Source organism: Pseudomonas sp. AC355, assembly GCF_979258205.1.
In genome coordinates, this window is sequence record NZ_OZ409843.1 from 1,388,351 (window position 1) to 1,413,875 (window position 25,525).

Consider the following 25,525-nt stretch of genomic DNA (forward strand, 5'->3'; position numbering starts at 1 on the left):
CCGCGCTTAGGTTAGGCATCATGGTTACAGCGTCCCATGCGACCACCGCAAGGCGGCATCAAGCCGAAACGCAGCACGACGATAAACTACTCTATGGCTATCCACTCTGAGTCGGTCAGACGGTCTCGGGTAACGAGGATGTATGCCAGCGCCTGAGCGGAATCATGTGGGCCGCGCTCTTAACGCGCTTTGAATACTCCGCTCACGACAAAAGCGTAACGCTCTGGACGGATGAAGAAGGTGGTGCGGTCACAGCAGGTGCTGTCTTCGAACCACGAGGTGCGCTCCATGACCAGCAGCGCCGTGCCGCGTTTGACGTGCAGATGCCGGGCCAGCACGGTATCAGCCTCACGGGCACGAATGCCCATGTCCGCCCGCACCACCGGGCGGCCTGTCACCCGTTCGAGCACCGAGTAGAGCGGTACCGATTGCATCGCTTGCCAATCCACCTCGGCCAGGTCGCCGATCAGGTGGCTCACCGCGAAAGCGATGGGCTCGTCATCGACGAAATGCAGGCGCTCGACCCGCACGTTCTGCCCGCTGAACAACCCCTCCAGCTCCGCCGGCACGGCCTGCAACTGATGGCCGAGCAGGCGCATGCTCGGCTTGAGGCCCTGCAGTAACAGCGACTCGTGGAAGCTGCGCAATGCGTCCAGATCATGCCGCACCTGCTGAGCCGCCACGTAAGTGCCCTTGCCCTGCTTGCGCTCCACCACGCCCTCATCGCCCAACTTACCCAGCGCCAAGCGGATGGTCACCCGGCTGACCGCGAAGCGCGCCACCAGCTCGGCCTCGGAAGGCAGCTTGCCCGTAGGGCCGAACGCCCCCTGCTGGATCTCCTGCAGCAGCTGTTGGGCAATCTGTTCGTAGAGAGAGGTCGAGCTTTCACGCTGAAGATTCACGAATCGCGCATCCCTGTGGGCGAAGCATGGGAGATGGCCCTTTGCTTCTAAGGTTATGAATATTCAATATTGGGACAGCTTGTATTAATACGTATTATACCAACCACACCTATTGTAAATGACCTGACGCGACTTTCCATGCCCTCTATCGCCGCCACAACCTCACCCGCCAGCGACGCCCTCAGCGTACAGGCCGTGGACTTCACCTACGGCAACGGCCATAGCGTATTCCGCAACCTGAGCCTAAGCGCACGACAGGGCGAGTTCGTGGCTATTCTCGGCCCGTCCGGGTGTGGCAAGACCACCCTGCTCAATCTGCTCTCGGGCTTTCAGCAGCCGCAGGCCGGGCAGGTTCTGGTCAATGGTGCGGCGACCCGGCCCGAGCGGCCGGAACTGGGCTATGTGTTCCAGAGCCCGCAGCTGTTTCCCTGGCTGAGCGCGCTGGAAAATGTCCGCTTCGGCCTGCGCATCGCCGATAAATACGATGAACGTCAGCAACGTGAACAGGCCCTGCGCTATCTGCGCCTGGTTGGCCTGGAGAGCGCTGCCGAGCGCCTGCCCCGGCAACTTTCCGGCGGCATGCAGCAGCGCGTGTCCCTGGCCCGAGCCCTGGCTCTGGAGCCCAACGTGCTGCTGATGGACGAACCCTTCGCCGCCCTCGACGCGATCAGCCGCGCCAGCATGAACGAAGAAACCCTGCGGCTGTGGGCCGAGCTGGGCCAGACCGTGCTGTTCATCACCCACGACATCGACGAAGCGGTGTTCCTCGCTGACCGCGTGGTGGTGCTGAACATCGCGCCCGGTGGCATCCATAGCGAGCTGGCCATCGACCTGCCGCGCCCGCGCAACAACCTGGAAACCCGCCGCCTGCCGGTCTTCCTCGATTACCGCAACGAACTGATGCAGCGCATCGCCGAGGTTATGGCGCGCTCGCCGTTCGCACTCGATTCCACCACCTGACAACGAGCCTCACATGATCAAGAAACTGCTTGTGCCTGTCGCCCTGGCGGCAACCTCCTGGCTGGGTGCAGCCAACGCGGCGGAACCGCTGCGCATCGGTTACGTGTTCGCCATGGCCAACGCGCCGGTGCTGATCGCCGAGAAACAGGGCTACTACAAGGACGAAGGCCTCGACGTGGACATCAAGGCCCTCGGCGATGGCCCGGTGATTCAGCAAGCACTGGCTGCCCACGAGCTGGACGTCGCCTACGTCGGCACCCCGCCGGTTTACCAGTGGTACGCACGCGGCCTGAAGAGCGTGATCCTGGCCAAGGTCAACTACGGCCAGGCGGCCGTGGTCGCCGGCAGCCAGACCGACATCAAGCAGCTCAGCGATCTCAAGGGCCACAAGCTGGCCGGCGTGAAGAAAGGCAGCGGCATGGACGTGCTGCTGCGCGGCTACGTGCTCAAGGAGCACGCCGGCCTCGACCCGGACAAGGATCTCGACATCATCGACCTGCCGCCCGGCAACATGAACGCGGCGCTGGATCGCGGCATCGTCGACGCGGCCTTCTCCTGGGAGCCCTTTGTCAGCCAGGCGCTGCTGCGTGGCTCGGCGCGCCTACTGCTGGACGTCAACCAGGCTCTGCCGCAATACCCCTGGTACGTGGTGATCGGCCTGCCAGAAACCCTGCGTGAGCGGCCTGACGATGTGGTCAAGCTGCTGCGCGCCCATCGTCGCGCCATCGATTTTCTCAACGAACAACCGGAGCAGGCCAACAGGATCATCGCCGAAGCCTTCAAGCTGGAAACCATCCAGCGCCCCGACGGCAGCCAGGCCAGCGGTGAACAGATCGTCGCCGAGGCACGCAAGCGCCTGGGCTGGTCGGCCGAACTCAAGGAGCAGGATCTGCAGTTCATCCAGCGCCTGATGGATTACTCCAACGCACTGAAATTCATGGACACCAAAGTGCCCCTGAACGACCTGGTCGACACCTCCTACCTGCAGAAGTCTGCGCACTGAGTCGATGATGAGATTGCCAACACCCAACTGCGGCTGGGCCTCGCTGCCATTTTTGCTGCTGGTCTGGATCGCCCTGGCCAGCCGCTTCCCCAGCTACGTGCTGCCGCAGCCCTGGGTGGTTGCGGCCGAAGCCCTGCGCTGGCTCGAGGACGGCTCGCTGTGGAAGCAGTTCAGGGCCAGCGCCCTGGAAGAGCTGGCTGGCTTCACCAGCGCCGTGTTGGTGGCCGTGCTGCTCGGCACCACGGCCGGCATATCGCGGCGCTTTCGCGACTTCATCGCGCCGCTTAACAGCCTGTTCATGGCCATCCCGCCGATTGCCTGGGCGCCGCTGATCCTGATCATCTTCGGCTTCGGGTTCTTCTCCATCGTGCTGGTGATCTTCATCGCCGCGGTGTTTCCCATGGCGGTGACCATTCAGGAGGGCGTGCTGGGCATTCGCGATGGCGAAGTGCGTGCCGCGCGAACCCTGGGTGCCAACCGCCGGCAGTTGCTCTGGTACGTCTACCTGCCGGCGTCCCTACCGTTTCTCACCGCAGCCCTGCGCATTGGTTTCAGCCAGGGCTGGCGGGCGCTGGTAGCCGCAGAAATGATCGGCGCCTCCCAGGGCATCGGCTGGATGGTTTCCATGGGCGGGCAAATCGGCAACGCCAGCCAGGTACTGCTCGGCATCGCCATCATCGGCCTGCTCGCCTGGCTGATGGAGAGTCTGGTGTTCCGCCGCATCGAGCGTCACTACCAATCCTGGCGCGCGGCCTGAGCGGCGCGCCCCTTCACTTTCTTCACCTTGCCATGCATGAGGTAGCACCGTGACCCAGACCTTCGACCCCAAGGATGCCGGCCACTACATCGCCCCGATCGGCCTGTACGAACGCAACAAGGCGCGCCCGTTCCTGGGTAGCACCCGCTGCGACCGGCAGACCCTGACTGCCGGGCAGTGGGATGAAATCACCTTCGTCTACGAGGTGGGTGCCAGCGGCCTGGCCGACGGTGCCTGGCTCAAGCTGGCGTTCAAGTTCTACTCGGACTGGGCGCTGTTCCAGACCAGCGACCCGAGCGCCGCCAACTACGTCAGCGTCGAATACCAGGCCGGCGAGCTGGTGCCCGGCCAGAGCCCGGCGACCGTCCAGCACCTCAAGGCCCGTTTCGACCAGAAAGGCCACGAGCGCCCGTTTCAGAAGGCCATCCTGATCGACATCGTCGACGGCTACATCAACCCCGGCGACCGCATCATCATCCGCCTCGGCGATCGTCGCCAGGGCGGCCCGGGCACGCGGGTGCAGAGCTTCGTCGAAAAGGACTTCCGCCTGCGCCTGTTCGTCGATCCGCTGGGCAGCTCGAAATTCGCCGAAGTACCGGGCGACCTGCTGCTCGACATCGTGCCTGGCATTCCCGAGCGCCTGCTGGCGATCGCCCCCCGCCTGGTCGGCGAAGCGCAGCCGTTCGATGTGCTGGTGCGTGCCGACGACGCCTGGGGCAATACCTGCCGTGGCCTCGCCCTGCACGGCGAGCTGCTGCTCGACGGCCCCGATGGCAACAACCTGCGACTGCCCTTCGAGCTGGCCAATGAGGGCTGGGCAGTGGTGCGCCTGCCAGCGATCACCCTGACCGAACGCGGTGAGTGGTCGATCCGCGCCTTGGCGAACGACGCCGGCATCCAGCCGGCACAAGCCTACGTCAACGTCGATGCCGCGCTGACCGGCCTGCGCCCGCTGTACGCCGACCTGCACGTGCATTCCGATGACACCGTCGGCACCAACGACACTATCTACAACCTCAGCTATGGCCGCGATGTCGCCGGCCTAGACGTGCTGGGCTACACCGCCAACGATTTCAACATCACCGAAAAGCGCTGGGACGCCGCCGTGGCACTGATCCACGCGCTCAACGAGCCCGGCCGTTTCGTCTGCTACCCCGGTACGGAATGGTGCGGCAACTCCTGCGCCGGCGGTGATCGCAACGTGGTGTTCCTGCATGAAGGCAAGCCGGAGTTTCCCTTCGACAATCAGGGCCGCCTGGTGCGCTCCTTCGAGTGGAACGAGTTCACCGCGGGCACCATCAAGCCCGGCGCCTGGCCCGTCGACGAACTCTACGCCGCCTACGCCAAGAACCCCGAAGGCCACCTGATGATGCCCCACGTGGGCGGCCGCCGCTGCAACCTCGACTGGCACCACCCCGAGCTGGAGCGCCTGGTGGAAGTCGGCTCGGCCTGGGGCCAGTTCCACTGGGTCTATGCCGAAGCCCTGCAGCGCGGCTACCGGGTCGGCGCCGCTGCCAACAGCGACGAGCATCAGGGCCGCTGTGGCGGCGGCGTACCTGCCACTGCCGTGTTCGGCTCCCGTGGCGGCCTGACCGGGGTGATCGCCGAGGCTTTCGACCGCGCCGCCGTGGGCAAGGCCCTGCGCGCCCGGCACACCTTCGCCACCACGGGCGAGCGCAGCTATGCCCTGCTGCGCCTCGGCGAGCATCTGATGGGAGATGTGGTCACAGCCCAGGCCGGCGCCCCACTCGAGTACCGCCTACTGGGCGACAGCGGCTGGGAGCAGATCGACCTCTTCAGGGGCGAGCAGCGCATCTGGTCGCGCAACCTGCATCAGGAAGCCGGTCTGTCTTCACGGCACATCCGTTTGCGCCTCGGTGGCGCGCGTATCAAGGATCGCTATCGTGGCGCCTACTGGAGCGGTGAAATCAGCATCACCGGCGCGGTGATCAACGGCTTCCACTTCCTCGGTGCCGACCACCCGGAGCAGACCGTGTGGCGCAAGAACGCCACCACTCTGGCCTTCCGCACCGACACCAATGGCGACATCGACAGCCTGGAAATCGAGCTATCGGAACTGGCCGGGGCGCGTATCAGCCTGACCAGCCGCGTCGACAGTTACATCAAGGTCGGCGACCCGCTGACGCCACAACCCCACGTTCATGGCCCAACAGTGAACCTGGAGGTAACCGGCGCCCAGCTCCTGGAGCGCAGCGAGGTGGTCGAGCAATTGGCCGGCGCAGAGCTGCAAGTATCGCTGGAGCAGGTCACCGACCAGACGCTACCCCGTGACGTGCAAGGCCACATCGAACTGGCTGATCTGGCGCTGGAACAGGGCCGTGAACACCCACTGTTCATCTGCGCCCGGCAACGTGATCAGTCCCGCGTGTGGACGTCTGCCCTGTTCGTAACCCTATAAACCAATTGGGTCTCTAATGGAGGAGTCGTTGATCGACTGCTCCGTTAGAGGCCCGTACCGTCGCCCCCGGCGGCGGATATATTTCATACCTCAGCTCCCCGGCAGCACAACGAAGCACTTCACTCCTCTGGTTGCGTGCTTTCCTCGAGCTGCTTGAGCGCATGGGACAGACTCGCATGCGACAACTCGCCGAGGTGGCTGCCCACCTGGCGACCCTCGGCATCGAAAAACAGCGTGGTCGGCAGCGCGCTTGATCCAACGTGTTGGCCCAGCTGGCCGCCCGGATCCAGCAGTACATTGGCCAAGCCTAGCCCTTCAGTAGCAAAGAACCTGGCAACAACCGCGTCACTCTCGCCCTGATTGACGAAGAGAAACGTGACACCTGACAGCTCACTTTGGGCTTTCGCCATGACCGGCATCTCGCGGCGACAGGGCGGACACCAGGTTGCCCAGAGATTGACCACCAGCGGTTTGCCTGCGAAGTCACGCAGCGTTACCCGCTCACCTTGCTCATCGTGAAAACTCAGATCGGGCAGACGATTGGATTGTTCGACGGTGTGTAGTAGGAACGAGCCCGATACCCAGGTCAGCATCCCTACCGTAATCGCCCAACCAAGTGGCTTGCGCAGCTTGCCGTCGCGCCAGCACATCCACGTGCCGAGACCCAGCGCCGCTAGCAGACCCGGCCAGGCGATGAAGCCAGCATCACGAATGTCGACTGCTCGCCAGGGCTCGTCGCTGAAATGCTCCAGATACGTGATTACAAATGCGATTCGGGCGACGACCAGCGCCACCAGAAGCAGCCTGAATACCTGCTTCTCTGGGTCAACTTTGCTTTTCCGCCCCAGCCACCAGCCGGTAAGGATCGATAGGGCCAGGCTCACCATCAGGACGACGTGCGGCATCGCTAATGCCAGCGGCCCCAGGTTGATAGTCAAGCTCAGTTACCCTCCTTAACTCAGTTATCCGGCTTCAGCGCTGAACCGCGGCCCTTCGAATCGCCTTCGTCAGAAAGCTGGACAACTGATCAATCGAATAGGGCTTCTGAAGAAGATCGAAGCCATAGCTACCATGTTGTGCAAGCACCTCGCTATAACCGGAAGTCAGCACGACCGGTATCAGCGGATACAGCCTGCGGATCGTTTTGCCAAGATCGATACCGTTCATTCCAGGCATGACGACGTCAGAGAAAACCACGTCGAACTTGCCCGGTTGCTGTGATAACAGCTCCAGTGCCTCTTCCGCGTTGGCCGCAGTGGATGGCTGGTAACCCAGCTCGACCAGCGCGGTCTGGCAAAACGCACTGATGTCGGGATTATCTTCGACCACCAGCACGCGTGTGGCATGGTCTGTTGCCAGCGGTTCAGGGGTTGGGGGCTTTTCCCTACGAGGCTCGACTCGACTATCTACTCTCGGTAAATACAGAGTAAATGTTGAACCCTCGCCAACTTTGCTCTCGACGATGACTTCCCCGCCCGATTGTTTGGCAAAGCCAAAGACCTGCGATAGCCCGAGTCCAGTGCCCTTGCCGAGCGCTTTGGTCGTGTAAAAAGGCTCGAAGATTAACTCCAGTTGCTCAGGCGCTATACCGGTTCCCGTGTCGGAAACTGATATAGCGACATAGCGACCTTCTGTGGGCGGATGGAGCCGAGCTGCCGGAATTTGATCCGTAGGCGCCACGCGAATCGCGATCCGGCCACTGCCACACAACGCGTCACGGGCGTTGACGGCCATGTTGACCAGGGCGGTATCAAACTGGCCTGAATCGGCATAAACGAAATACGGTGTGTCAGGCGACTCAATATCAATTTTGATACGAGGCCCGCTTAACGTCGCCAGCATTTCTGCGAGCGAGCAGATATTCTCGCGGGGGACAAAAACCTCTGGCTTCAGGGCTTGTCGCCGGGCAAACGCCAGCAACTGGCCGGTCAGACGTGACGCGCGATCCACCGTGCCCGAGATTGCTTCGATGTAACGTAAGCGTTTTTCTTCAATAAGATTAGGGCGCCTTAACAGATCACAAGAAGATCTGATAATGGTCAGAAGATTATTGAAGTCATGCGCGACACCGCCGGTCAGCTGGCCGACAGCTTCTATTTTTTGCGCCTGACGCAGGGCGGCTTGAGCCCGTTCAAGCTCAACCTGAGACTTGATTTGCTCAGTGACGTCGTTGGCAAAACAGAAGCCTCCAGTGACGGAGCCGGAGGGATCACGTAAGGGCGTATAAGCGAGTTCATAGCTACGTCTCAAAAGGCTGGGGTCACCGAACTCAGCGGATACCCGAAAGGTCTCGCCACTCAAAACACGCCTCAGTTGTTCGCGTAGGACTAGTGCTTGTTCCGCCGGTAATAGCTCTGGCAATAATTCGCGTCCCTCTAGCGAATAACCGTAGATCGCTCGAAAAACCTGAGAATAGGCCTCGTTGAAGGCTATAAGGCGGTAATCGGTGTCGAAGATGCAGGTAGGCACTGCATTGGCCTCAATTACATCGCGGTACAAACGTAGCTCTGCGGTACGCTTGGCAACCTGCTTTTCAAGGGAGGCGTTGAAATCGCGCAGCTGGGCCTCGCTCTGCTTCAGGAGCGCTTCAGCGTTTTTCCTGTCCGTGATGTCGGACGCCGCGCCCAGCCAGCCAGTATTTTTTCCGCCTTGGTCAAAGAGCGGTACCGCACCTACCTGTGCCCACCCGACACTTCCGTCGACGCGGTTGACCGGATGTTCGATGCTGTAGGTCGATCTGGTACTGATGGCTCGGGCAATTTCTGCACGCACCGCATCGCGCGCCTCGACAGGGATGTAGTCATTAAGCCAATTGGAATTGTCCGTGTCCGTGTCCGGAATGAAGTTGCCGCCCTTGAGCTGATGGAGCTGAGTCCAATCAGCATTGATTGAGAAACGAACCTCACTCGATGACCGTACTAAGGCGTCCAACCGCTGCTCGCTTTCAGCGAGTGCCAGCGTAGTGTTCACTTGATCGGTCATTTCCCGGGTGTAGCAGAGGACACCACGGATGGATCCCTGATCATCGCGCAGTGGCGAAAATGAATAGCTCCACCACGTTTCTTCTGGCACACCTTCTCGCGCCATGATGATCGGCGCGTAATCGGAACGGATCGACTGCCCTGACAGTGCTTTGCGCATTGAATCACGCACCGCATCCCACGCGTCTGCCCACAACACCGGCAGGGATTGACCCAACGCTCCTTCCAGGCGAGATCCAAGGAGTGGCCGATAGGCATCGTTGTAGAAAAAGGTAAGCGCCTCCCCCCAAACCAGGTACATGCTCTCCGGTGAATTGAGCATGAGTTCCAGGGCATTGTGCAGGGACTGCGGCCAAGCATCTTGCGAGCCTATCGGTGTCGAAGACCAATCGTGCCGACGGATGAGTTCTCCCGTCCCACCACCTCCGATCAGAAGCCTGTTACCAACTCTGCCCACGGTCTCCTCCCTATGAATTCATGCGATCAAACGAATCCAGCACAAGGTCACCGGCCACTCGAAACGGCGCTGCCATGCCCAGACTCAGTAAGAAGACACGGACTTGGGGCTAATTCTCCAACTCAATTGTCGCTTGATCAACGCATGGGGTGGGTCATCGACTGTTCAAAATCGAGCCGAGAGGTCGACGCGAGGAAATCGCCTGCCAACAGCCGGTAGATTCCTAACACTGATTGCAGATCCTCTAATGCCCCACACGTACGATCAACTAATCATCTGGGCCCACTAATTACGCGTCTAGCGTAACGTTCAACCTGGACTCCATGCTGAGCTGTCCAGCGCTGGTATTAGTATGCTCGGCACTGGCCACACGGCATCAACCACTCACCATGGCTTGAATTTCAACGTAAAGTAAGCCAAATAAATTGTTCAGCTCTCGACCCAAAAAGGTTATCCATGTCCAAAATTGCCGAATTCAAAGCCCTAGAGGCTCAACTCGCTGCTCAACTTTCACAGCTTGATGCATTGAAAAATGATGGTGGATTGCAGCGCGAAATCGAATTTGAGAAAAAACTTCGCTCGCTGATGTCCGATTACGGCGTCAGCCTTGGCGGCATCATTTCTCTACTCGATCCGCAATCTCCCCGGAGCGCCAAGCTCTCATCTCAAACTGCCCGGGGCCCGAAGCGAGAGCGCACAATCAAGGTGTACAAAAATCCCGAAACAGGTGAGATCGTTGAGACAAAGGGCGGTAACCACAAGGTGCTCAAAGCTTGGAAAGATCAGCACGGCGCGGAAGCGGTTGATGGCTGGCTTCAATAAGCTCTCTAAGCACTTTGGAAGTGAAAAAGCCGGGCATTACCCGGCTTTTCTTTATCGCAGGTCTAGCACGGCTCAGGAAGCCGTCCTGCAGGACGAACCGAACCGGCAGGCGGCTCGTTGAGGATGGCCCAGAATATCCCGAGGCCCGATATCGCCTTCACGAAATCAGAGAATTCGACAGGTTTGACCACGTAAGCGTTAACTCCTAGACGGTACGCCTCTTCCAGATCCGGTTCCTCCTCCGACGACGTCAGCATCACAATGGGAATACTCTTGAGCTGATCGTCAGCCCTAATAGCCTCGAGTACCTGCAACCCATCAAGCTTAGGGAGTTTTAGATCCAACAGCACGACTGCAGGATTACCCTCGTGGCGCGCGGCATATGCACCAGTGCGCCTCAGGTAGGCCAATGCCTCTTCGCCATCCCGAACACAGATCACTTCGTTAGAAAGCCGGCTGCGCTCAAGCGCTATCAAAGCGAGTTCTAGGTCGCGTGGATTGTCTTCCACAAGAAGAATCGGTTTGAGCATGTTGTCCTCTCACTTCTACGTGAGCCAGGTTTGAAGTCGAGTCATCCTGTCGGATGAGTTTTGGGTCAGACCCGAGAGCAGCGTTGCCGTTCCGCAACGGGCTAATGACCGGAATCGGCTCGACGGGCTGATCAGCCCACTGGTGATGCGAGTGGATCGGCGCCAGAGGTCACCTAAATGCCATAATGCGGCCCCCAAAAGCCAAGTCTTCGCCATCCATGAATCACGTTTTTTCAGCCTTCGCCCTCTCCGTTCTCCTCATCACCACAGCCTTTGCCAGCGCCCCATCGACCTTCACCGAAGCGAAAGTCGTGGCCAAGCGGCAGGTTTTCTTCGACCAGGCAGACGGCTCGGTGGGCGATCTGTACTGTGGCTGCAATTGGACGTGGGTGGGTAAGTCGGGCGGCAGAGTCGATGCGAAATCCTGTGGCTATGAGGTCAGGAAACAGGCCACGCGCGCCGAGCGCACCGAGTGGGAACATATCGTCCCTGCCTGGACGTTCGGGCATCAGCGGCAGTGCTGGCAGCAAGGCGGCAGAAAGAACTGCGTCGCAAGTGACCCCGTGTTCCGGGCAATGGAAGCAGATCTTTACAACCTCTACCCCTCGATCGGCGAGGTCAATGGCGATCGCGCGAACTACAACTACGGGATGGTATCGAGCAGCGAGCCGCAGTATGGCGCCTGCTCTACGAGGATCGATTTCAGCAGCCGAACCGCTGAACCGCGAGACGAAGTCAAAGGCCTGGTCGCACGCACAACGTTCTACATGTTTGACCGGTATCGCCTCAACATGTCGCGCCAGCAGCAACAGGTGCTGATGGCCTGGGGCAGGCAGTATCCGGTAACGGATTGGGAGCGCGAGCGGAACGCCCGCATTGAGAAGATCGTCGGACACTCCAACGAGTTCGTGACCGGTGAGCGCATGTGGACGCAAGGCTACAAGCCTACCGGCGATGGCGTGTCGAAGGTCGCTAACGCGAAATCCACACCGTCAGCACGCAGCAGTGTGTCCGTCGAAAGCTCATCAAGTTCTGTGATTGGCAATCGGAACAGCGGTCTCTATCACCTGGCATCCGGATGCCCAGGCTATGGGCAGGTTGCCTCTAAAAATCGCGTTCCTTTCGAAACCGAGTCCGACGCCATCGCCGCTGGCTTCCGGAAAGCCGGCAATTGCAAATAGCAGTTCCGATCGGCCGAGGCGTCCATTCAACGAACGGCCTCGGCCTGGAGCTTGAGGTTATGCCAAGTCCTTGGGACGTTGGTTCGACGTCCACGGATGAGGCGCCTTCTGAAGTATCAGGCAGCTGGCTTCATAACGACTTTGGTCCAGCCTTTGTCACGGGCGTCAAAGTGCTTGTATGCACTTGGGCCCTCAGCCAGCTTGAGGCGATGGGAGATGATCAGCGATGGCTTGGCGCGGTCGTGGTGAATCAGCGCTGCCAGTTGACGGTTGTACGCCTTGACGTTGGCCTGCCCAGTACCGATTGTCTGGCCTTTGAACCAGAACGCACCGAAGTCAAAAGCCATCTTCCCTTCCTTGGCTAGCTCATTTTCAGCACCAGGATCCTGGGGAACGAATAGCCCAACAACACCTATCCCACCAGTTGCTTTGGTTGAGGCGACAAGGTTGTTCATGGTCAGGTGATTCACCTCGTGGCCATGCTTGTCACAGCATTGGTAACCCACGCATTCGCAACCACGATCCGTGCCTTTGCCGTCGGTGTAATTCAGAATTTCATCGACAGCCTTCTGCTCAACGGAATTGATTGGTGTTGCCCCCATCTTCGCAGCCAGCTTCAGACGGTCAGGCTGATCATCAATGACGAACACCTGCGAAGCGCCTTGGATGATAGCGGCGTGTGCCGCCATCAAGCCCACTGGCCCTGCGCCGTATATGGCGATGGATTCGCCAGGCTGTAGCCCTGCCAACCTGGTGGCATGCCATCCAGTGGGGAAAATATCAGAGAGCATCACATAGTCGTCTTCCCGCTCTTTGGCGTCCTCAGGTAAAACGAGGCAGTTGAAGTCTGCGAAGGGAACTCGCAGCAGCTCGGCCTGGCCGCCATCATAGGTGCCCATTTCAGCAAACCCATAGGCCGCGCCGGCGCTGCCCGGGTTAGCCGTCAAACAATACCCGGTGAGGCCTTTTTCGCAATTTTCGCAAAAGCCGCAACCGATATTGAACGGCAAGCAGACCATGTCACCAACTTTGACCCGTTCGACACCGGCACCCACCTCAATCACCTCGCCAAGGTTTTCGTGACCAAAGACACGGCCTGTTTCAAAGGTGGTGCGGCCTTCGTACATGTGGAGGTCGGAGCCACAGATATTGGTGGAGGTGACTCGTACTAGGGCGTCGGTGGGTTTTTCAATCTTTGCATCCGGGACGTTTTGTACGCTGACGTCACGTGGTCCGTTGTAGACGATTGCCTTCATGTGGGTTCTCCAAGTTAGTTCAAAGGAGCGCCATACGCGCTTTCGTTGCTACATAAGTTGGTGTTCAGCGCAAAGGAGGCCGTTCAGGAAAATTGCGGCGATTCCTGACCGGTGGCATTTCATAGCCAGTGATGACAAACCGTTTTCTTCCCCGCGGCTGCGCCCTTCGGGCAGCGTAGATGGCCAATTGGCTGTTTGATCCGACACCCGATGCGGATATATCCATTAATGAGTCAACTCGTACCGTTATGGTATAACGTTGTTATCATTCGCGATTTCGCCACAACAATATTGAGGAAGTCTGCTTCATGTACGGATCTGCGCATCGCGGTAGGGATTGGATTCTTGGAGGCGCCGCACTGACCTGCTTGGTCTCGTGCACAATGGTATGTGCGGCAGAGGCAGAACAAGCCACTGAGCTGGAAGCCATCGAAGTCGTTGGTGAGGGAAGCAATTCGGGACGTATCAAACCGCTGGCACGAAGCAAAGTGAGCAATGCTCCCAACAGCTTGCCAGCTGCGGTGACCACGATCACGGACGAAGATATTCGAACACTCAACGTAGATCGCGATATCTCCAACATCTATCGTCGTGTGCCAGGCGTCGTAGCCAACAACATCGACCAGGGCGATACCGGCAATGGCTTCCGTATGCGCGGCTTCACCACCAATGGCACTCACGGCGCCGACGTGGCCGTGTACGTCGACGGCGTGCCGCAGAACATTCCCTCAAGCCAGGGTGGTGCAGGCCACGGCCCGGTGTTCCTTGAGTGGTTGACGCCTCAAATGATCAAGCGCGTCGACGTCATCAAAGGCCCGATATCTGCGCTGTATGGCGACCAGAACCGCGCAGGCGCGGTGAACATCGAGACGCTCGATGGTGGGGACGTGGCCTCGAGCATTGGTGTGGATATCGCCAGCTTTGATGGCCGTCGAACCAACCTGGTGCTGGGCGGGGAGCATGAAGGTTTCGAATCGCTGTTCGTGGCCGATATCTACAAGACCAATGGCTACCGCAAAGCGGCTGAGACCAACCGCGACAACTACTTCTGGAAGCTCTCTAAGGTCTTTGGCGATGCGAAGTATTCGGCGCGCTTCAGCCACTACGAATCGGATTTCAAGAACGATGGCTACCTGAACCTACCCGCTCTCAAGGCCGGTACGATCAGCCGCCGCGACACCGACAATCTTTATGGCTTCGGCAATGCCAACCGAAACACCTACGTCTTCAATCGCGCGCCCGCAGAAGGAGACGAGGGCCTGTACTACACCGCTTACTTCGAAGATTTCAAACGTGTGCGCGGCATTTCCAATGGTACCAACACCCATAATTACGGCAAGGATGATCGTGACATCTACGGCGGGCGCCTGGCTTATAACTTCGTTTATGAGGACTCGGCATCGTTGATGGTCGGTGCCGACGTGCGCCGCGACAAGGGCGACGCCTACCGCCAGCAATATCGCAACTTCGAACCCACACCCAATTTCTATTTTGACTTCGACCAAGACCTGATCACCTATGGTGTGTTTGCCCAAGGACAATACAAGCCGGTCGACTCACTGAAGTTGCTGGGAGGCATTCGCTACGACCGCTTCGACTACGACATCGACAACCTCAAGTTTCGCAACGCCGATACTGGCTACCACAGCTCGGTAACCACACCGAAACTCGGCCTGGTATGGACGCCGATCGAGCAGTTCGAAGTGTTCACCAACGCTTCTCAGGGCTTTCGTTCGCCAGCTGCGGAGTACATCAGTTCCGGCAGCAGCGGTGCTCTGCCGCCGAGCGAGACAGGTGGTCGGATCAACGGTAGCGTACGGCCCAGCAAGGTCACGTCCTATGACATCGGCTTCACCGTACGCCCGACTGAGCGCTTCTCCAGCACCACCGAGTTCTACTACATCCAGAACGATAGCGAGACCTTGCAAACTTCACCGGGGGTCTTCGAGCAGGTCAGCGACACCACACGTAAAGGCGTGGAAACCAGCTTCAACTACCAAGCCACATCCACAGTCAGTACCTACGCAAGCTATGGCCGAATCATCGATGCGGTGATAGACAATCCGGCTGCTGGTACCGGCGACAGGTTGGTAGTCCCAGAGCACACCTATAAAGCCGGCCTGCAGTATCAAGATGCCTTCATGGCGGGGCAGCTGACGCTCAATGCCGATACCTACCACCTCACCGGGATCCCTTACTACGTGGGGACAGAGAAGAGGGAAATGCCGGTCTATACCCGGTATGACCTGCGCGCGTCATATGACTACAGCGACTACCAGTTCAGCGTGTATGGGACTTTTCAACCCCACCGTTATGGCACCGAAGTAGCCTACGGCACAACAAGTGGGCTGGTGATCGTTCCGCAGCCATCGACAACGCTGGGCGCATCGGTCAGGTATTTTTTCTAGCCATCGTCCTACTGCTTAACGTCACACGCTGTCAGGACTGGTGCATGTCGCTGTCGTCGACCTAGTCATCACAAAAGATGCGCCAGCGACTGCTCAGTTATCGACGTACTCAAAACACTAAAGCGGCTTGGTAGAGCTTCAAAGTCTCCTACAGGTACTTGACCGAGGACAGGGTTCTGTTTCCGGTCAAACGATGGTGTCTGACCTATAGGTCTAAGAGGCGCAACGGCCATGACGTCCACAGAGCTCAGAACGAGCAAGAGCCCAGCACAACACAATTACGGCCCTTTCGCTTTGCTGCGTATAACGCCTGGTCGGCCGCCATTACCACCTCCTCTACGCTACTAAAACTGGATCCAGCACTGCCCGCGACGACGCCAATACTCACCGTTAGACAGTGGTAGGGAGACTCGCGATGCTCAATGGCTAAACGTTCTACTGAGCCGCGCACTTTCTCCGCGATGGCAAAAGCCTGCCCGCCATCCAACCCGCAGAGAATCAGTGCCATCTCCTCACCACCGTAGCGGGCTGCCAGGTCGGTGCCTTTGCGCACATGCAGCCGCATCGCCCGCCCCACCTCGATCAATGCTCTGTCGCCGATCAAATGACCATACGTGTCGTTGTAGAGCTTGAAGTAATCCACATCGATCAGCACGAACGCGAAAGACGCGCTCTCGGTAAGGCTTTGTTCAAAGGCGCTTTCCAGGCGCTCATCCAAGTGCCTTCGATTGGCCAGGCCGGTTAGCCCGTCCTCAGATGCCAGCGTTGCCAAGGTCTTGTTCGCTGCGGACAACGACTTGTGTGCAGCAAGCAGCTCGATTGCCAACTCCGACTGTTTTCTCAGAGCACGCAAGACCAGTGCACCCATAGCGACGACGATCAGAGTCGCTATAACTGCAAAAGACCACATCGTTCGGGCCCGCTGCTTCCATGCAGTCAACGCGTCGACCTCGGCCATCGCCACGGCGACAAGCACGGGATACTTGTTACTCGCGTCAAATCCGTAAATTCTTCGCACACCATCCACGATTGCGGTGAGGGCAACCGAGCCTTTAGATACGCCCTGATTCACCATCTTCAGCATTGGGCTCTCGGAGATATTGGTGAGGTAGGTTTCAGCATTGCTGTCCGACCGAGCGAGGATTGCTCCATCGCGCTTTGCCAACACCACGATGCCCATCTCTCCGAGTGGAAGCGATTGGTAGAGGGTAACGAAACGGTCAACGTTCAGCGTCGCGAGCACCACGCCCTGGAAATCACCCTCACGTCCGTACAAGCCCATAGACAGAGTGATGACCCAGTCCCCTGTGGTTTTGCTCCTCACCGGTTTGCCAATATAAATTCCAGGATCGCTAGTGGTCTGGTGATACTGAAAATAAGCTCGATCCCGATTATTCAAAGCCTTGTCAGTCGCATTGGTAGTGAGAAAATAGCGCCCGGCCGCGTCTGACATAAACAGCCCATCCAGCTCGCCGAGCTTCTGAATCTGGGCTGCCGCGATTTCGTTCAGCTCCTGCAGGTTCGCATCGCGATGACCGCCCAGACGATGCTTGGAAGCCAATGCGGTCAGTATTGTCTCAGCGACCCGTATAGTAGATTCAGCCTGGCTACTCAGTGCCGTTGCAAGCGTCTGCATTGCTTCTGTGTTTTGAGCTATCGCCTGCGATTTGTCCCATCTCACATGCAGTGCCGTGGAAGCTATTAGTAGCGCGCACACGAAGGCTACGACGAAGACGAGCATGCGCCGTGTATGACTGCTCTTGGGTGGCGTATCCGTTTGCCTCCTGGCGAAATCCTGCACGTCTGCCTCCCTAGGGAACGTGGAAAAATTCAGTACGCAATGCCAGCCGCGCCTGGCCAGCTATGGACAGCTCACTTCATGCCAATCCCAATGGGAGCTGTTCCTTGCTTCATATCCAGCTTCACTTCTACACCCTGATTTGAGCCTGATTCCCTGCCACTCAGAAAACCACCATGAGATACTAACCCCTGTCATCGCTCGGCCGGCGCGCCTGGCAAGGAGAGGCTGGTTGGGCGGTGATAACCCATCAATGCATCTGACGCTAACGCTCGCCGCGCTCATTAATGGCGTGTCTATCGCGCTCTGCTCCGCGACCAGACCTGCGCCGCAGGCGCTCAGTGTCACTGCTTAAACCGCCCACTAAGACCATTGCGGCAATGGTCTTTTCCGTAAATGCGCAATTCCGCCCCGACTTATTTCCTCGAATTCGTAAAAGCTCAAAAGCGGTATTACAGATTTACAGAAATCCGTGCCTACGGTTCTGCGGATTTCCCGAGAACCTTGAATCCGTAACTCCACAGCTACGTGCCGTTGCGTTTTTACGGCCGCGGATTTTCCGACTCGGCCACTATTGATCCCACTCCCGTCTAGCTTCTGACTGTTCGCGCATCAATTGCCACATCCTTTGCGCTCGAAACCGCCATGACCCAATCCGGCATGATCACATGCGCTTGCTGACGCAGCCTGCAGCTCCCAACTTCATCGGAGGATGCATTGTGTCGCACGTAGCAGAACCCAACCGCAGTGACCGGCGTGCAGATTTTGATCTCAAGCGTTTGTGCAAAGCAGGTCCTCACTCTCACGCTCTGAAACCCGCATCAGATGAGCGGCAGCCTGAAGCAGGCACGACCAATCAAAAAGCGGGATATCTCACCAACAACGAAGCAGCAGCCTACCTACGCCTTTCACCACGCACGCTTGAGAAACTGCGCATCACCGGCGGCGGACCTCGTTTTCACAAGTTTGGCCGGCGGGTCATGTATGCACTCATAGACGTAGAGGCATGGGCCAGCGAACGCAGTTTCGAGACCACCTTCGACCCTGAATACGTAAGCCGTCATCCAGGAGCGCATCGCGATGATCTGTGAGGTGGTGTTACATGAGCAATTCTCCGCTCGCGCAAGGCGAGCAGATGGACATGTTTCGTGCCCTGCCCGGCGATATGGCTCCGAGAGATGCACAAGATCTGATGGCGCACCCGTTCTTCTCGCTGGCCAAGTCAAGGCGGACGGTACCCATCAACTTTCATGCGGGATCGGTGACCGTTCACGTCGAGGGGACGCTGGAGCACGGCATCGCCACCATCTGGGATGCCGATATTCTGATCTGGGCTGCCAGCCAAATCGTCGAAGCCCGCGATGCCGGTATACCAACGTCTCGGCTTATGAGGGCAACGCCTTACGAGATATTGCGCTTCATCGGCCGCGGCAGCTCGTCGCGCGACTATCAGCGCCTGAAGGCAGCGCTCGATCGCCTGCAATCAACCAGCGTGGCGACCTCTATCCGGGAGATAACGGGTCGACGGCTGCACCGGTTTTCGTGGATCAACGAATGGAAAGAGCTGGCTGCCACGGACGGTCGCCCTATGGGTATCGAGCTGATCCTTGCCGACTGGTTTTACAGCGGCGTCCTGGATCAGGCGTTGGTGCTGACGATCGATCCGGCCTACTTCCGTCTCAAAGGCGGCATAGAGCGCTGGATGTACCGCCTGGTGCGCAAGCATGCGGGCCGGCAAGAAGACGGCTGGCAGTTCGACTTCCGGCACTTGCATCGCAAGTCGGGAAGCACGGCACGTTACTCGGATTTTGCTCTGGATCTGCGAGCCTTGGTAGCTCGACAGTCACTGCCTGGCTATCAGTTGGAGATCGTCAGTCTCCCCCCTCCACCGAGATCCTCGCCTTCAAGCCCGTGCCGCAAACGGCACGGGGATAACCTGCGCAAAAGCTGTGAAACCCTTCGTGCTATCAGGCGCAAGCAGGCTCGTGCTATCAGGCGCACGACTATCGTGCTATCAGACGCAACGAATCCGCTACAGCCCACGTCCTGCGGGGCTTTGCACGCCCCTTAACTTAACTAACTTAAAAGCTCTAACTTTTTGTTGTAGGGCACCCTGGGCGAGAGGAAATAGCGCCGCATCGCGTAAGGGCATCAGGGAGGTAGGCGCATGATTCTTGCTCTGCTCAATCAAAAAGGCGGTGTGGGCAAAACCACACTGGCCACACATGTTGCGGGCGAATTGGCGCTTCGCGGCTATCACGTTCTGTTGCTGGACGCAGACCCTCAAGGCTCGTCTCTGGACTGGACACAGCGACGCAGCCAGCAGGGATATCCCAGGCTCTTCAGCACCGTAGGTCTTGCGCGAGAAACACTGCATCAAGAAGTGCCTGAACTGGCCAAGCGCGCCGATCACGTGATCATTGACGGGCCACCTAGAATCGCCGCCCTCGCCCGCTCTGCGTTGCTTGCCGCTGACCGCGTATTGATCCCTGTTCAACCAAGCCCCTACGACCTCTGGGCCAGCGCCGAGATGCTCAATCTGATTCGAGAAGCACAGGTCTTTCGTCCCGCGCTTCACGCAGCGTTTGTCATCAATCGGCGCGTCAGTACCACGATCATCGGAAGGGAAGCGCGCAGTGCGCTTGCCGAACAATCATTGCCCGCTATGCAGGCCGAAATCCGTCAACGCATCGCGTTCGCCGAGAGCGTGGCAGCTGGTCGGCTGGTACGTGAACTATCGGCAGACAGCATCGCCGCGCGTGAGATCAGTGCCTTGGTCGATGAGCTTTTGAGGAGTCCGTCATGAGCAACAAACGTATCGCTATAGGCGCTCGGCCTTTGGCCAACCCGGATGCGGAAGCGTGGATTGTGCAAGGCTCACTGGATGACATCGTCAACGCCAGACCTTACAGCGCACGCCTGACATTGGACATCACGCCAGCCCTTCGCACGCGCATCAAACGGACTGCGTTTGATCGCGGCATCACGATGGCAGCAATGCTGCGCGATGTGCTGGAGGATGCCTTTCCGGAGGGCTCATCGTGACCCGGCGAGCAATTGCGCTATTGCTGCTCTCAGTAGCTGCGGTCATTGCACTCGGTTACGTTTCCCTCGACCGCCCTCATCCCATGCTGGTCTACAACGCGTCAACGAGTGTTCCTAAGGGTTGGTACCGCATCAATGCGGCAAGCCTCTTCAAACCTGGCGACTGGGTGCTCATTCGGCTGCCCGCGAACGCTTCGACACTCGCGATGCAACGCGGCTACCTACCGACGACGGTTCCGTTACTGAAACCGGTGGCAGCGGTCGCACCGCAACGAGTGTGCGTGGAGCAACGGAACGTAATCGTCGACGGCAAGGTTGTTGCCAGACAGTTGCGCCACGATCGGCTCGGTAGACCACTGCCTGCTTGGCACGCATGTCGGCGGCTGTCTGAAGATGAGCTGCTCCTGCTCAGCACTTTAAACGCTGAGTCATTTGATAGCCGCTACTTCGGCCCCGTCCGTATCAATGCGGTGATCGGACGTGCGTTGCCATTGCGACAGCCGAAACACCAATGAGCGCGATCACCAGGTGTCGGTCGCTGGCCTCTGCTGACCCATGGCTAGGCCTCGGCACTACATGCGGATCGAGCGCTTCATTGGCGTAAATGTTAGCGAGGACATGACGAAAATACCGGGTAAGAGCAGAGGGCAAGATAAAAGAGCGCAGCACTACGTTTGCGCATGAGGCCAGCCTGTACGAGGGGTATGCGCGGCACTGCCAGTGCGCGCTGAGGTGTCATCAATGGTGCTAAGCGCCAGTGATCAAGGAGTCGACGCGAGTTTCGTTCACTCTGGAGGATCCTTCAGGATGGAAAAAGAAGTAGGAGAAAACCATGAGGCGGGCTTTCGCCTGCGACCAGGAAAGGTCAAACAAGGGGATCAGCGCTTCATCAATCAGGTACTGCGACAAACAAACAAAGCCGGGTTCGGCAGTGGCGGTAAATCTGGCCACCAGCCGGGCGCTCGGCTTGGTCGAGGTCATGTTGCTGCGCGTTTCAGCGCTCAGCAGCTATCACCCCTGGCTCGCCGCGTAACCATCAAGACCCGGTTGGTGAATTTGCAGCGCGCAGGCAAGCATTCTACTCGGAGCCACTTGCGCTACATCGAGCGCGACGGTGTGAGTCGCGTGGGTGATCCGGGCCAGGCTTATGGCCCGCAAACGGATCTGGCCGACCTTGAAGCATTCGAGATAAAAGGCCGAGACGACCGGCATCAATTCCGCTTCATCGTCTCTGCGGAGGATGCTGAACTGCTTGACGACTTGCGCACCTACACCCGCCATCTGATGAGTCGGGTGGAAGCCGACTTAGGCACCCGCCTTGAATGGGTAGCCGTCGACCACTGGAACACCGATAACCCCCATACGCACATCGTCCTACGTGGTAAGGACGACACAGGTAAGGATCTGGTAATCGCCCGCGATTACATCGCAACAGGCATGCGCAACCGAGCTGCTGAGCTCGCGACGGAATGGCTTGGCCCTCGGACTGAGCTGGAAATTCAGCGTGGACTGCAGCGCGAGGTGACACAGGATCGCTGGACGAGTCTGGATCGCATGATCACTCGTGAGTGCCAGGCTGGGGTCTTGCCGATTAAGGCGTTAGCCGGTCATGGCAATCGACAGATGTTGCTAGGCCGTTTGCAGCACCTTGAGCAACTGGGTTTGGCACACCAGAGCGGTAATACGAAATGGGTTCTGCACCAGGACGCGCAACGCACGCTACGCGCGATGGGCGAACGCGGCGATATTGTTCGAACGATGCAGCGTGCCATGAGTGGCATCACCCGCGAGTTGTCCGTATTTCAACCCGGCGTAGGCAGTCACGAGGTTACGGGCCGGGTTGTAGCCAAAGGATTAGCAGACGAGCTCAACGACCGTGGCTACCTGATCGTCGATGGGCTGGACGGCAAGGCCCACTATCTCCAGCTCCCTCCACGTGAGGAGTTGGCCATGTATCCAATCGGCGCAGTGGTGCAAACTCGCACGCGCAACGAACCCCGAGCAATCGACTCCTCCATTAGCAAACTGGCCCAAGCAGGTGTTTACAGCGCAGAACATCACCGAGCCTTGATTCGGATCGGAGGTAACCACTCGAAAGATCCCGACGCGATAGTCGAGCGGCATGTTAGGCGTCTGGAAGCCCTGTGTCGGGCTGATATCGCACAGCGCGTTGGCGAGGGGCTTTGGCAGGTGCCTAAAGACTTGCCTGAACGGGGCCATCAGTACGACAAATCCGTAGCTGGTGGCACAGCCGTTGAACTGCGTACACCACTGCCTATCGAGCGGCAGTTGCGCACTGTCGGAGCCACCTGGCTCGATGAGCAACTGCTCAGCCGTCGGCAAGATATCGCATCAACCGGGTTCGGAAAGGAAGTGCGGGATGCTCTTGAACGGCGCTCTGACTTCCTGGTTGAACAGGGACTCGCAAAGCGCGAGGGGCAGCGCTTGATGCTTACTCGCAACCTGCTCGCCACGTTACGCGACCGGGAGCTGACTGCGACCGCACGCGAGATATCAAAGAACACCGGCTTGCGGTATCGCGTCCCAGTCAACGGTGAACGTGTTAGTGGCATTTACCGGCGCAGCCTACAGTTAGCCAGTGGCCGCTACGCGCTGCTAGAGGACGGCGCGGGCTTCTGCCTGGTGCCATGGAAGCCTGTAATCGACAAGCGACTTGGCCAGAACTTATCAGCAGTGATTCGAGGTAACAGCGTGTCATGGCAGATCGGCCGTCAGCGAGGCCCCGCTATCGGCTAAGGCTACTGAGGAGTGGGCAGTCTCTTCCTTCAGCCACTGTTCAAAAACATTGCTTTGGGGCTCACCTTCCTTTGCTGCGTAGTAAACCAGGCGTAGGTGTCTGTCTTCATCGATGGTGAGTGTGGTGTGCTCGAACTCCACCTCACCCACGCCCTGGATCCGCAGGTAACGAATGCCCTGACAGGGTCCGTGAATATCCTGTTGCCGCCACCACGACTTGAAATCCGGAGAGACTTTTTCCAGGTTTTTGACCAGCGCTACGATATCCGCATCTTGAGTGGCACGAACGAAGTCGCGGCGAAAACTGGACAGCATCTGGAGCGCCTGCTGGTTCCACGGCTGAAACAGTTCACGCATGGCAGGACATGTGAACAACAACCAAAGGAGGTTGCGCTGTTCGGCAGGATGGCATGACAGATCGAATACCCGATCTGCGGCACCGTTCCACGCCAGCACATCCCAGCGCAGGTTAAGCACGTAAGCAGGCCGAGATGGTAGGTCGGACATCAGCCTGTGGATCAACGGCGGAACCACACACCAAGTGCGCCCAGGTTCCGGCGGTAGGCGCTGGTGCGCTAACAAGAACAGGTGACGCCGCTCGGTCGCATCGAGCTTGAGCGTACGCGATAGGTTGTCCAGGAAAGTAGCTGACACGCTGATGTCTCGGCCCTGCTCCAGCCAGGTATACCAGGACAAACCCACTCCCGCCAAAGCGGCCACTTCTTCACGGCGCAAGCCAGGTGTCCGCCTACGCCCGCCGGCACTCAATCCAACATCTGCTGGCGACAACCGTTCACGCCTGCTGCGAAGAAACTCGGCCAACTCTAGTCGCGTGCGCTCAAGGGTGCGGGGTGCGCTCATCCGGTTACCTCCAGTAATAGCATAAACAGTCAAATTGTAACCCCCATAAATCCGAAGAAGAATACCTCGACCTGGCCGTAATAACTCGAGCTAGGGGCTTTTGCTTGATGAGGAAACGCACGTCGACGAGCATTACTTGCTAAGGAGATATACGGATGTACCAGGCACTTCTTCAAAAACAACTTGAGACCCTAAAGTCATCGAACCAATACCGCACCTTCACGACGCTCAGTCGCATTTGCGGTCAATATCCACTTGCCCGTCTTGAGGATGGCAACCAGGAACCCGTGGTGGTTTGGTGCAGCAACGACTACCTCGGGATGTCCCAACACCCCGCCGTGCGTGGACAGATGCACAAGGCATTAGATGCCTACGGGGCTGGTTCAGGTGGCTCGCGCAATATTGGCGGATCACACGAGGTGTATACCCGCCTGGAAGCTAGTCTGGCGGAGTGGCACGGAAAGGAAGCTGCGCTGGTATTCCCCACCGGTTTTGGATCCAACGACGCGACGCTTCAATGTTTACTGCGTCGCATTCCGGACTGCGTCGTGATCAGCGATGAGCTAAATCACGCCTCTATCGTCAACGGCATTCGCTCGACACCCAACGAACGCAAAATCTTTCGCCACAACGATGTAGAAGATCTTGAGTTGATCCTTGCCGGTTACCCATCGAATCGGCCGAAAATCGTGGTGTTCGAGTCGGTGTACTCAATGGATGGCGACATCGCTCCCATCGCCGAGATTATCAGTGTCGCCAAACGTCATAACGCCCTTACCTATCTAGATGAAGTGCACGCGGTGGGCATGTATGGGCCACGAGGTGCCGGGGTTGCCGCTGAACTTAGCGTGGCGGATCAGGTTGATGTCATCCAGGGCACAATGGCCAAAGCCATAGGCGTCATCGGTGGCTACATAGCTGCCAGCCAAATCATCATTGATTCAGTTCGCTCGTTTGCTACCGGCTTCATCTTCACCACCTCGCTACCGCCCGCAGTCACCGCTGGCTGCTTGGCGAGTGTGGAACACCTAAAGGCAAGTAGCTCGGAGCGTGAACGCCTGCACGCCCAAACTGCCTTGCTACGTGAGCGTCTCAAGCACTACGACATACCGGTGATGCCGTGTTCACAAACGCACGTGCTCCCGGTGTTGGTTGGCGAAGCAACACGGTGCAAGGCAGCGGCGGAACGCCTGCTGCGCAAGCATGGTGTTTACCTACAGCCGATCAACTTTCCCTCTGTGCCGGTCGGCACTGAACGCTTCCGCGTCAATGCGACACCCAATCACAGCGAAGAACAGATCGAGCATCTAGCCATTTCGCTTCGCGAGACCTTCGATCATTTCACCATCCCCCTGGCATCGCAGGCCTTTGGTACGGAGGTGGCCTGA

20 protein-coding genes and 1 pseudogene are annotated in these 25,525 nt (G+C 58.5%); 14 read left to right on the forward strand and 7 right to left on the reverse strand.

The features are described from left to right. Positions 1-179 precede the first annotated feature (179 nt). A complete protein-coding gene (locus ACZ0AI_RS06615; RefSeq protein WP_463565069.1) occupies positions 180-902 on the reverse strand; it encodes a GntR family transcriptional regulator in 723 nt (240 codons plus the stop codon). Between the two features lie 138 nt (positions 903-1,040). On the opposite strand from ACZ0AI_RS06615, the gene ACZ0AI_RS06620 reads away from it, so the two are divergent. From ACZ0AI_RS06620 to ACZ0AI_RS06635, 4 genes are read left to right on the forward strand one after another with little or no spacing between them, the layout of a single operon-like run. Continuing rightward, positions 1,041-1,862, forward strand: coding sequence for an ABC transporter ATP-binding protein (locus ACZ0AI_RS06620; RefSeq protein WP_463565070.1), 822 nt, complete (start codon positions 1,041-1,043; stop codon positions 1,860-1,862). A 13-nt stretch (positions 1,863-1,875) separates the two neighbouring features. Continuing rightward, a complete protein-coding gene (locus ACZ0AI_RS06625; protein ID WP_463565071.1) occupies positions 1,876-2,865 on the forward strand; it encodes an ABC transporter substrate-binding protein in 990 nt (329 codons plus the stop codon). A 7-nt stretch (positions 2,866-2,872) separates the two neighbouring features. Then, on the forward strand, positions 2,873-3,622 hold the full coding sequence (locus ACZ0AI_RS06630) for an ABC transporter permease (protein WP_463565072.1): 750 nt from the start codon (positions 2,873-2,875) through the stop codon (positions 3,620-3,622). A 49-nt stretch (positions 3,623-3,671) separates the two neighbouring features. Continuing rightward, positions 3,672-6,041: a hypothetical protein gene (locus tag ACZ0AI_RS06635; protein WP_463566259.1), complete on the forward strand. Its 2,370-nt coding sequence runs from the start codon at positions 3,672-3,674 to the stop codon at positions 6,039-6,041. 119 nt (positions 6,042-6,160) lie between these two features. Here ACZ0AI_RS06635 and ACZ0AI_RS06640 read toward each other — a convergent pair whose 3' ends face one another. Continuing rightward, a complete protein-coding gene (locus ACZ0AI_RS06640; RefSeq protein ID WP_463565073.1) occupies positions 6,161-6,979 on the reverse strand; it encodes a prolipoprotein diacylglyceryl transferase family protein in 819 nt (272 codons plus the stop codon). 34 nt (positions 6,980-7,013) lie between these two features. Further along, positions 7,014-9,344, reverse strand: coding sequence for a PAS domain-containing protein (locus tag ACZ0AI_RS06645; protein WP_463565074.1), 2,331 nt, complete (start codon positions 9,342-9,344; stop codon positions 7,014-7,016). 591 nt (positions 9,345-9,935) lie between these two features. Here ACZ0AI_RS06645 and ACZ0AI_RS06650 point away from each other — a divergent pair. After that, positions 9,936-10,301 (forward strand): histone-like nucleoid-structuring protein, MvaT/MvaU family, encoded by a 366-nt coding sequence (locus ACZ0AI_RS06650; RefSeq protein ID WP_463565075.1) that lies wholly within the window; start codon positions 9,936-9,938, stop codon positions 10,299-10,301. 62 nt (positions 10,302-10,363) lie between these two features. Here ACZ0AI_RS06650 and ACZ0AI_RS06655 read toward each other — a convergent pair whose 3' ends face one another. Continuing rightward, a complete protein-coding gene (locus ACZ0AI_RS06655) occupies positions 10,364-10,831 on the reverse strand; it encodes a response regulator (RefSeq protein WP_463565076.1) in 468 nt (155 codons plus the stop codon). Positions 10,832-11,049: 218 nt separating this feature from the next. Between ACZ0AI_RS06655 and ACZ0AI_RS06660 the strand changes: the two genes are divergently transcribed. Next, positions 11,050-12,012, forward strand: coding sequence for an endonuclease (locus ACZ0AI_RS06660; RefSeq protein ID WP_463565077.1), 963 nt, complete (start codon positions 11,050-11,052; stop codon positions 12,010-12,012). 116 nt (positions 12,013-12,128) lie between these two features. Here ACZ0AI_RS06660 and ACZ0AI_RS06665 read toward each other — a convergent pair whose 3' ends face one another. After that, the gene (locus tag ACZ0AI_RS06665) at positions 12,129-13,268 is read right to left on the reverse strand and encodes a glutathione-independent formaldehyde dehydrogenase (RefSeq protein ID WP_463566260.1); all 1,140 of its coding nucleotides are present in this window, start codon (positions 13,266-13,268) and stop codon (positions 12,129-12,131) included. Between the two features lie 488 nt (positions 13,269-13,756). Between ACZ0AI_RS06665 and ACZ0AI_RS06670 the strand changes: the two genes are divergently transcribed. Then, positions 13,757-15,676 carry a TonB-dependent receptor gene (locus tag ACZ0AI_RS06670; RefSeq protein ID WP_463565079.1) on the forward strand — a complete coding sequence of 640 codons (1,920 nt, stop codon included), beginning with the start codon at positions 13,757-13,759 and terminating at the stop codon, positions 15,674-15,676. A gap of 247 nt (positions 15,677-15,923) precedes the next feature. Here ACZ0AI_RS06670 and ACZ0AI_RS06675 read toward each other — a convergent pair whose 3' ends face one another. Further along, positions 15,924-17,477 (reverse strand): sensor domain-containing diguanylate cyclase, encoded by a 1,554-nt coding sequence (locus tag ACZ0AI_RS06675; RefSeq protein ID WP_463565080.1) that lies wholly within the window; start codon positions 17,475-17,477, stop codon positions 15,924-15,926. An 806-nt stretch (positions 17,478-18,283) separates the two neighbouring features. On the opposite strand from ACZ0AI_RS06675, the gene ACZ0AI_RS06680 reads away from it, so the two are divergent. The 6 genes and pseudogenes from ACZ0AI_RS06680 (at position 18,284) to ACZ0AI_RS06705 (ending at position 23,276) form a co-directional block, all read left to right on the forward strand. After that, complete coding sequence (locus ACZ0AI_RS06680; RefSeq protein WP_463566062.1) at positions 18,284-18,565, forward strand: helix-turn-helix domain-containing protein; 282 nt, start codon at positions 18,284-18,286, stop codon at positions 18,563-18,565. Positions 18,566-18,576: 11 nt separating this feature from the next. Continuing rightward, a pseudogene (locus ACZ0AI_RS06685) lies at positions 18,577-19,409 on the forward strand (replication initiator protein A). 232 nt (positions 19,410-19,641) lie between these two features. Then, positions 19,642-20,280, forward strand: a complete 639-nt coding sequence (gene parA / locus ACZ0AI_RS06690; RefSeq protein WP_042554254.1) for a ParA family partition ATPase — start codon at positions 19,642-19,644, stop codon at positions 20,278-20,280. After that, the gene (locus ACZ0AI_RS06695; protein WP_042554255.1) at positions 20,277-20,519 is read left to right on the forward strand and encodes a hypothetical protein; all 243 of its coding nucleotides are present in this window, start codon (positions 20,277-20,279) and stop codon (positions 20,517-20,519) included. Before parA ends, ACZ0AI_RS06695 begins: the two co-directional genes overlap by 4 nt. Then, positions 20,516-21,034 (forward strand): S26 family signal peptidase, encoded by a 519-nt coding sequence (locus ACZ0AI_RS06700; RefSeq protein ID WP_463565081.1) that lies wholly within the window; start codon positions 20,516-20,518, stop codon positions 21,032-21,034. The genes ACZ0AI_RS06695 and ACZ0AI_RS06700 overlap by 4 nt, the downstream gene beginning before the upstream one ends. Before the next feature lie 292 nt (positions 21,035-21,326). Then, positions 21,327-23,276, forward strand: coding sequence for a DUF3363 domain-containing protein (locus tag ACZ0AI_RS06705; RefSeq protein ID WP_463565082.1), 1,950 nt, complete (start codon positions 21,327-21,329; stop codon positions 23,274-23,276). Here ACZ0AI_RS06705 and ACZ0AI_RS06710 read toward each other — a convergent pair. Continuing rightward, entirely contained in the window at positions 23,235-24,137 is a 903-nt protein-coding gene (locus tag ACZ0AI_RS06710; protein ID WP_463565083.1) for a helix-turn-helix transcriptional regulator, read from the reverse strand. The two genes, ACZ0AI_RS06705 and ACZ0AI_RS06710, sit on opposite strands and share 42 nt — an antisense overlap. 155 nt (positions 24,138-24,292) lie before the next feature. Between ACZ0AI_RS06710 and hemA the strand changes: the two genes are divergently transcribed. After that, positions 24,293-25,525: a 5-aminolevulinate synthase gene (gene hemA, locus ACZ0AI_RS06715; RefSeq protein ID WP_463565084.1), complete on the forward strand. Its 1,233-nt coding sequence runs from the start codon at positions 24,293-24,295 to the stop codon at positions 25,523-25,525.

Bases quoted from the DNA above. Each gene is read 5' to 3' on its own strand.
- ACZ0AI_RS06620 (WP_463565070.1), top strand. From the start codon at position 1,041: ATGCCCTCTATCGCCGCCACAACCTCACCCGCCAGCGACGCCCTCAGC.
- ACZ0AI_RS06625 (WP_463565071.1), top strand. From the start codon at position 1,876: ATGATCAAGAAACTGCTTGTGCCTGTCGCCCTGGCGGCAACCTCCTGG.
- ACZ0AI_RS06630 (WP_463565072.1), top strand. From the start codon at position 2,873: ATGAGATTGCCAACACCCAACTGCGGCTGGGCCTCGCTGCCATTTTTG.
- ACZ0AI_RS06645 (WP_463565074.1), bottom strand. From the start codon at position 9,344: ATGCTCAATTCACCGGAGAGCATGTACCTGGTTTGGGGGGAGGCGCTT.
- ACZ0AI_RS06650 (WP_463565075.1), top strand. From the start codon at position 9,936: ATGTCCAAAATTGCCGAATTCAAAGCCCTAGAGGCTCAACTCGCTGCT.
- ACZ0AI_RS06655 (WP_463565076.1), bottom strand. From the start codon at position 10,831: ATGCTCAAACCGATTCTTCTTGTGGAAGACAATCCACGCGACCTAGAA.
- ACZ0AI_RS06660 (WP_463565077.1), top strand. From the start codon at position 11,050: ATGAATCACGTTTTTTCAGCCTTCGCCCTCTCCGTTCTCCTCATCACC.
- ACZ0AI_RS06665 (WP_463566260.1), bottom strand. From the start codon at position 13,268: ATGAAGGCAATCGTCTACAACGGACCACGTGACGTCAGCGTACAAAAC.
- parA (WP_042554254.1), top strand. From the start codon at position 19,642: ATGATTCTTGCTCTGCTCAATCAAAAAGGCGGTGTGGGCAAAACCACA.
- ACZ0AI_RS06695 (WP_042554255.1), top strand. From the start codon at position 20,277: ATGAGCAACAAACGTATCGCTATAGGCGCTCGGCCTTTGGCCAACCCG.
- ACZ0AI_RS06705 (WP_463565082.1), top strand. From the start codon at position 21,327: ATGGAAAAAGAAGTAGGAGAAAACCATGAGGCGGGCTTTCGCCTGCGA.
- ACZ0AI_RS06710 (WP_463565083.1), bottom strand. From the start codon at position 24,137: ATGAGCGCACCCCGCACCCTTGAGCGCACGCGACTAGAGTTGGCCGAG.
- hemA (WP_463565084.1), top strand. From the start codon at position 24,293: ATGTACCAGGCACTTCTTCAAAAACAACTTGAGACCCTAAAGTCATCG.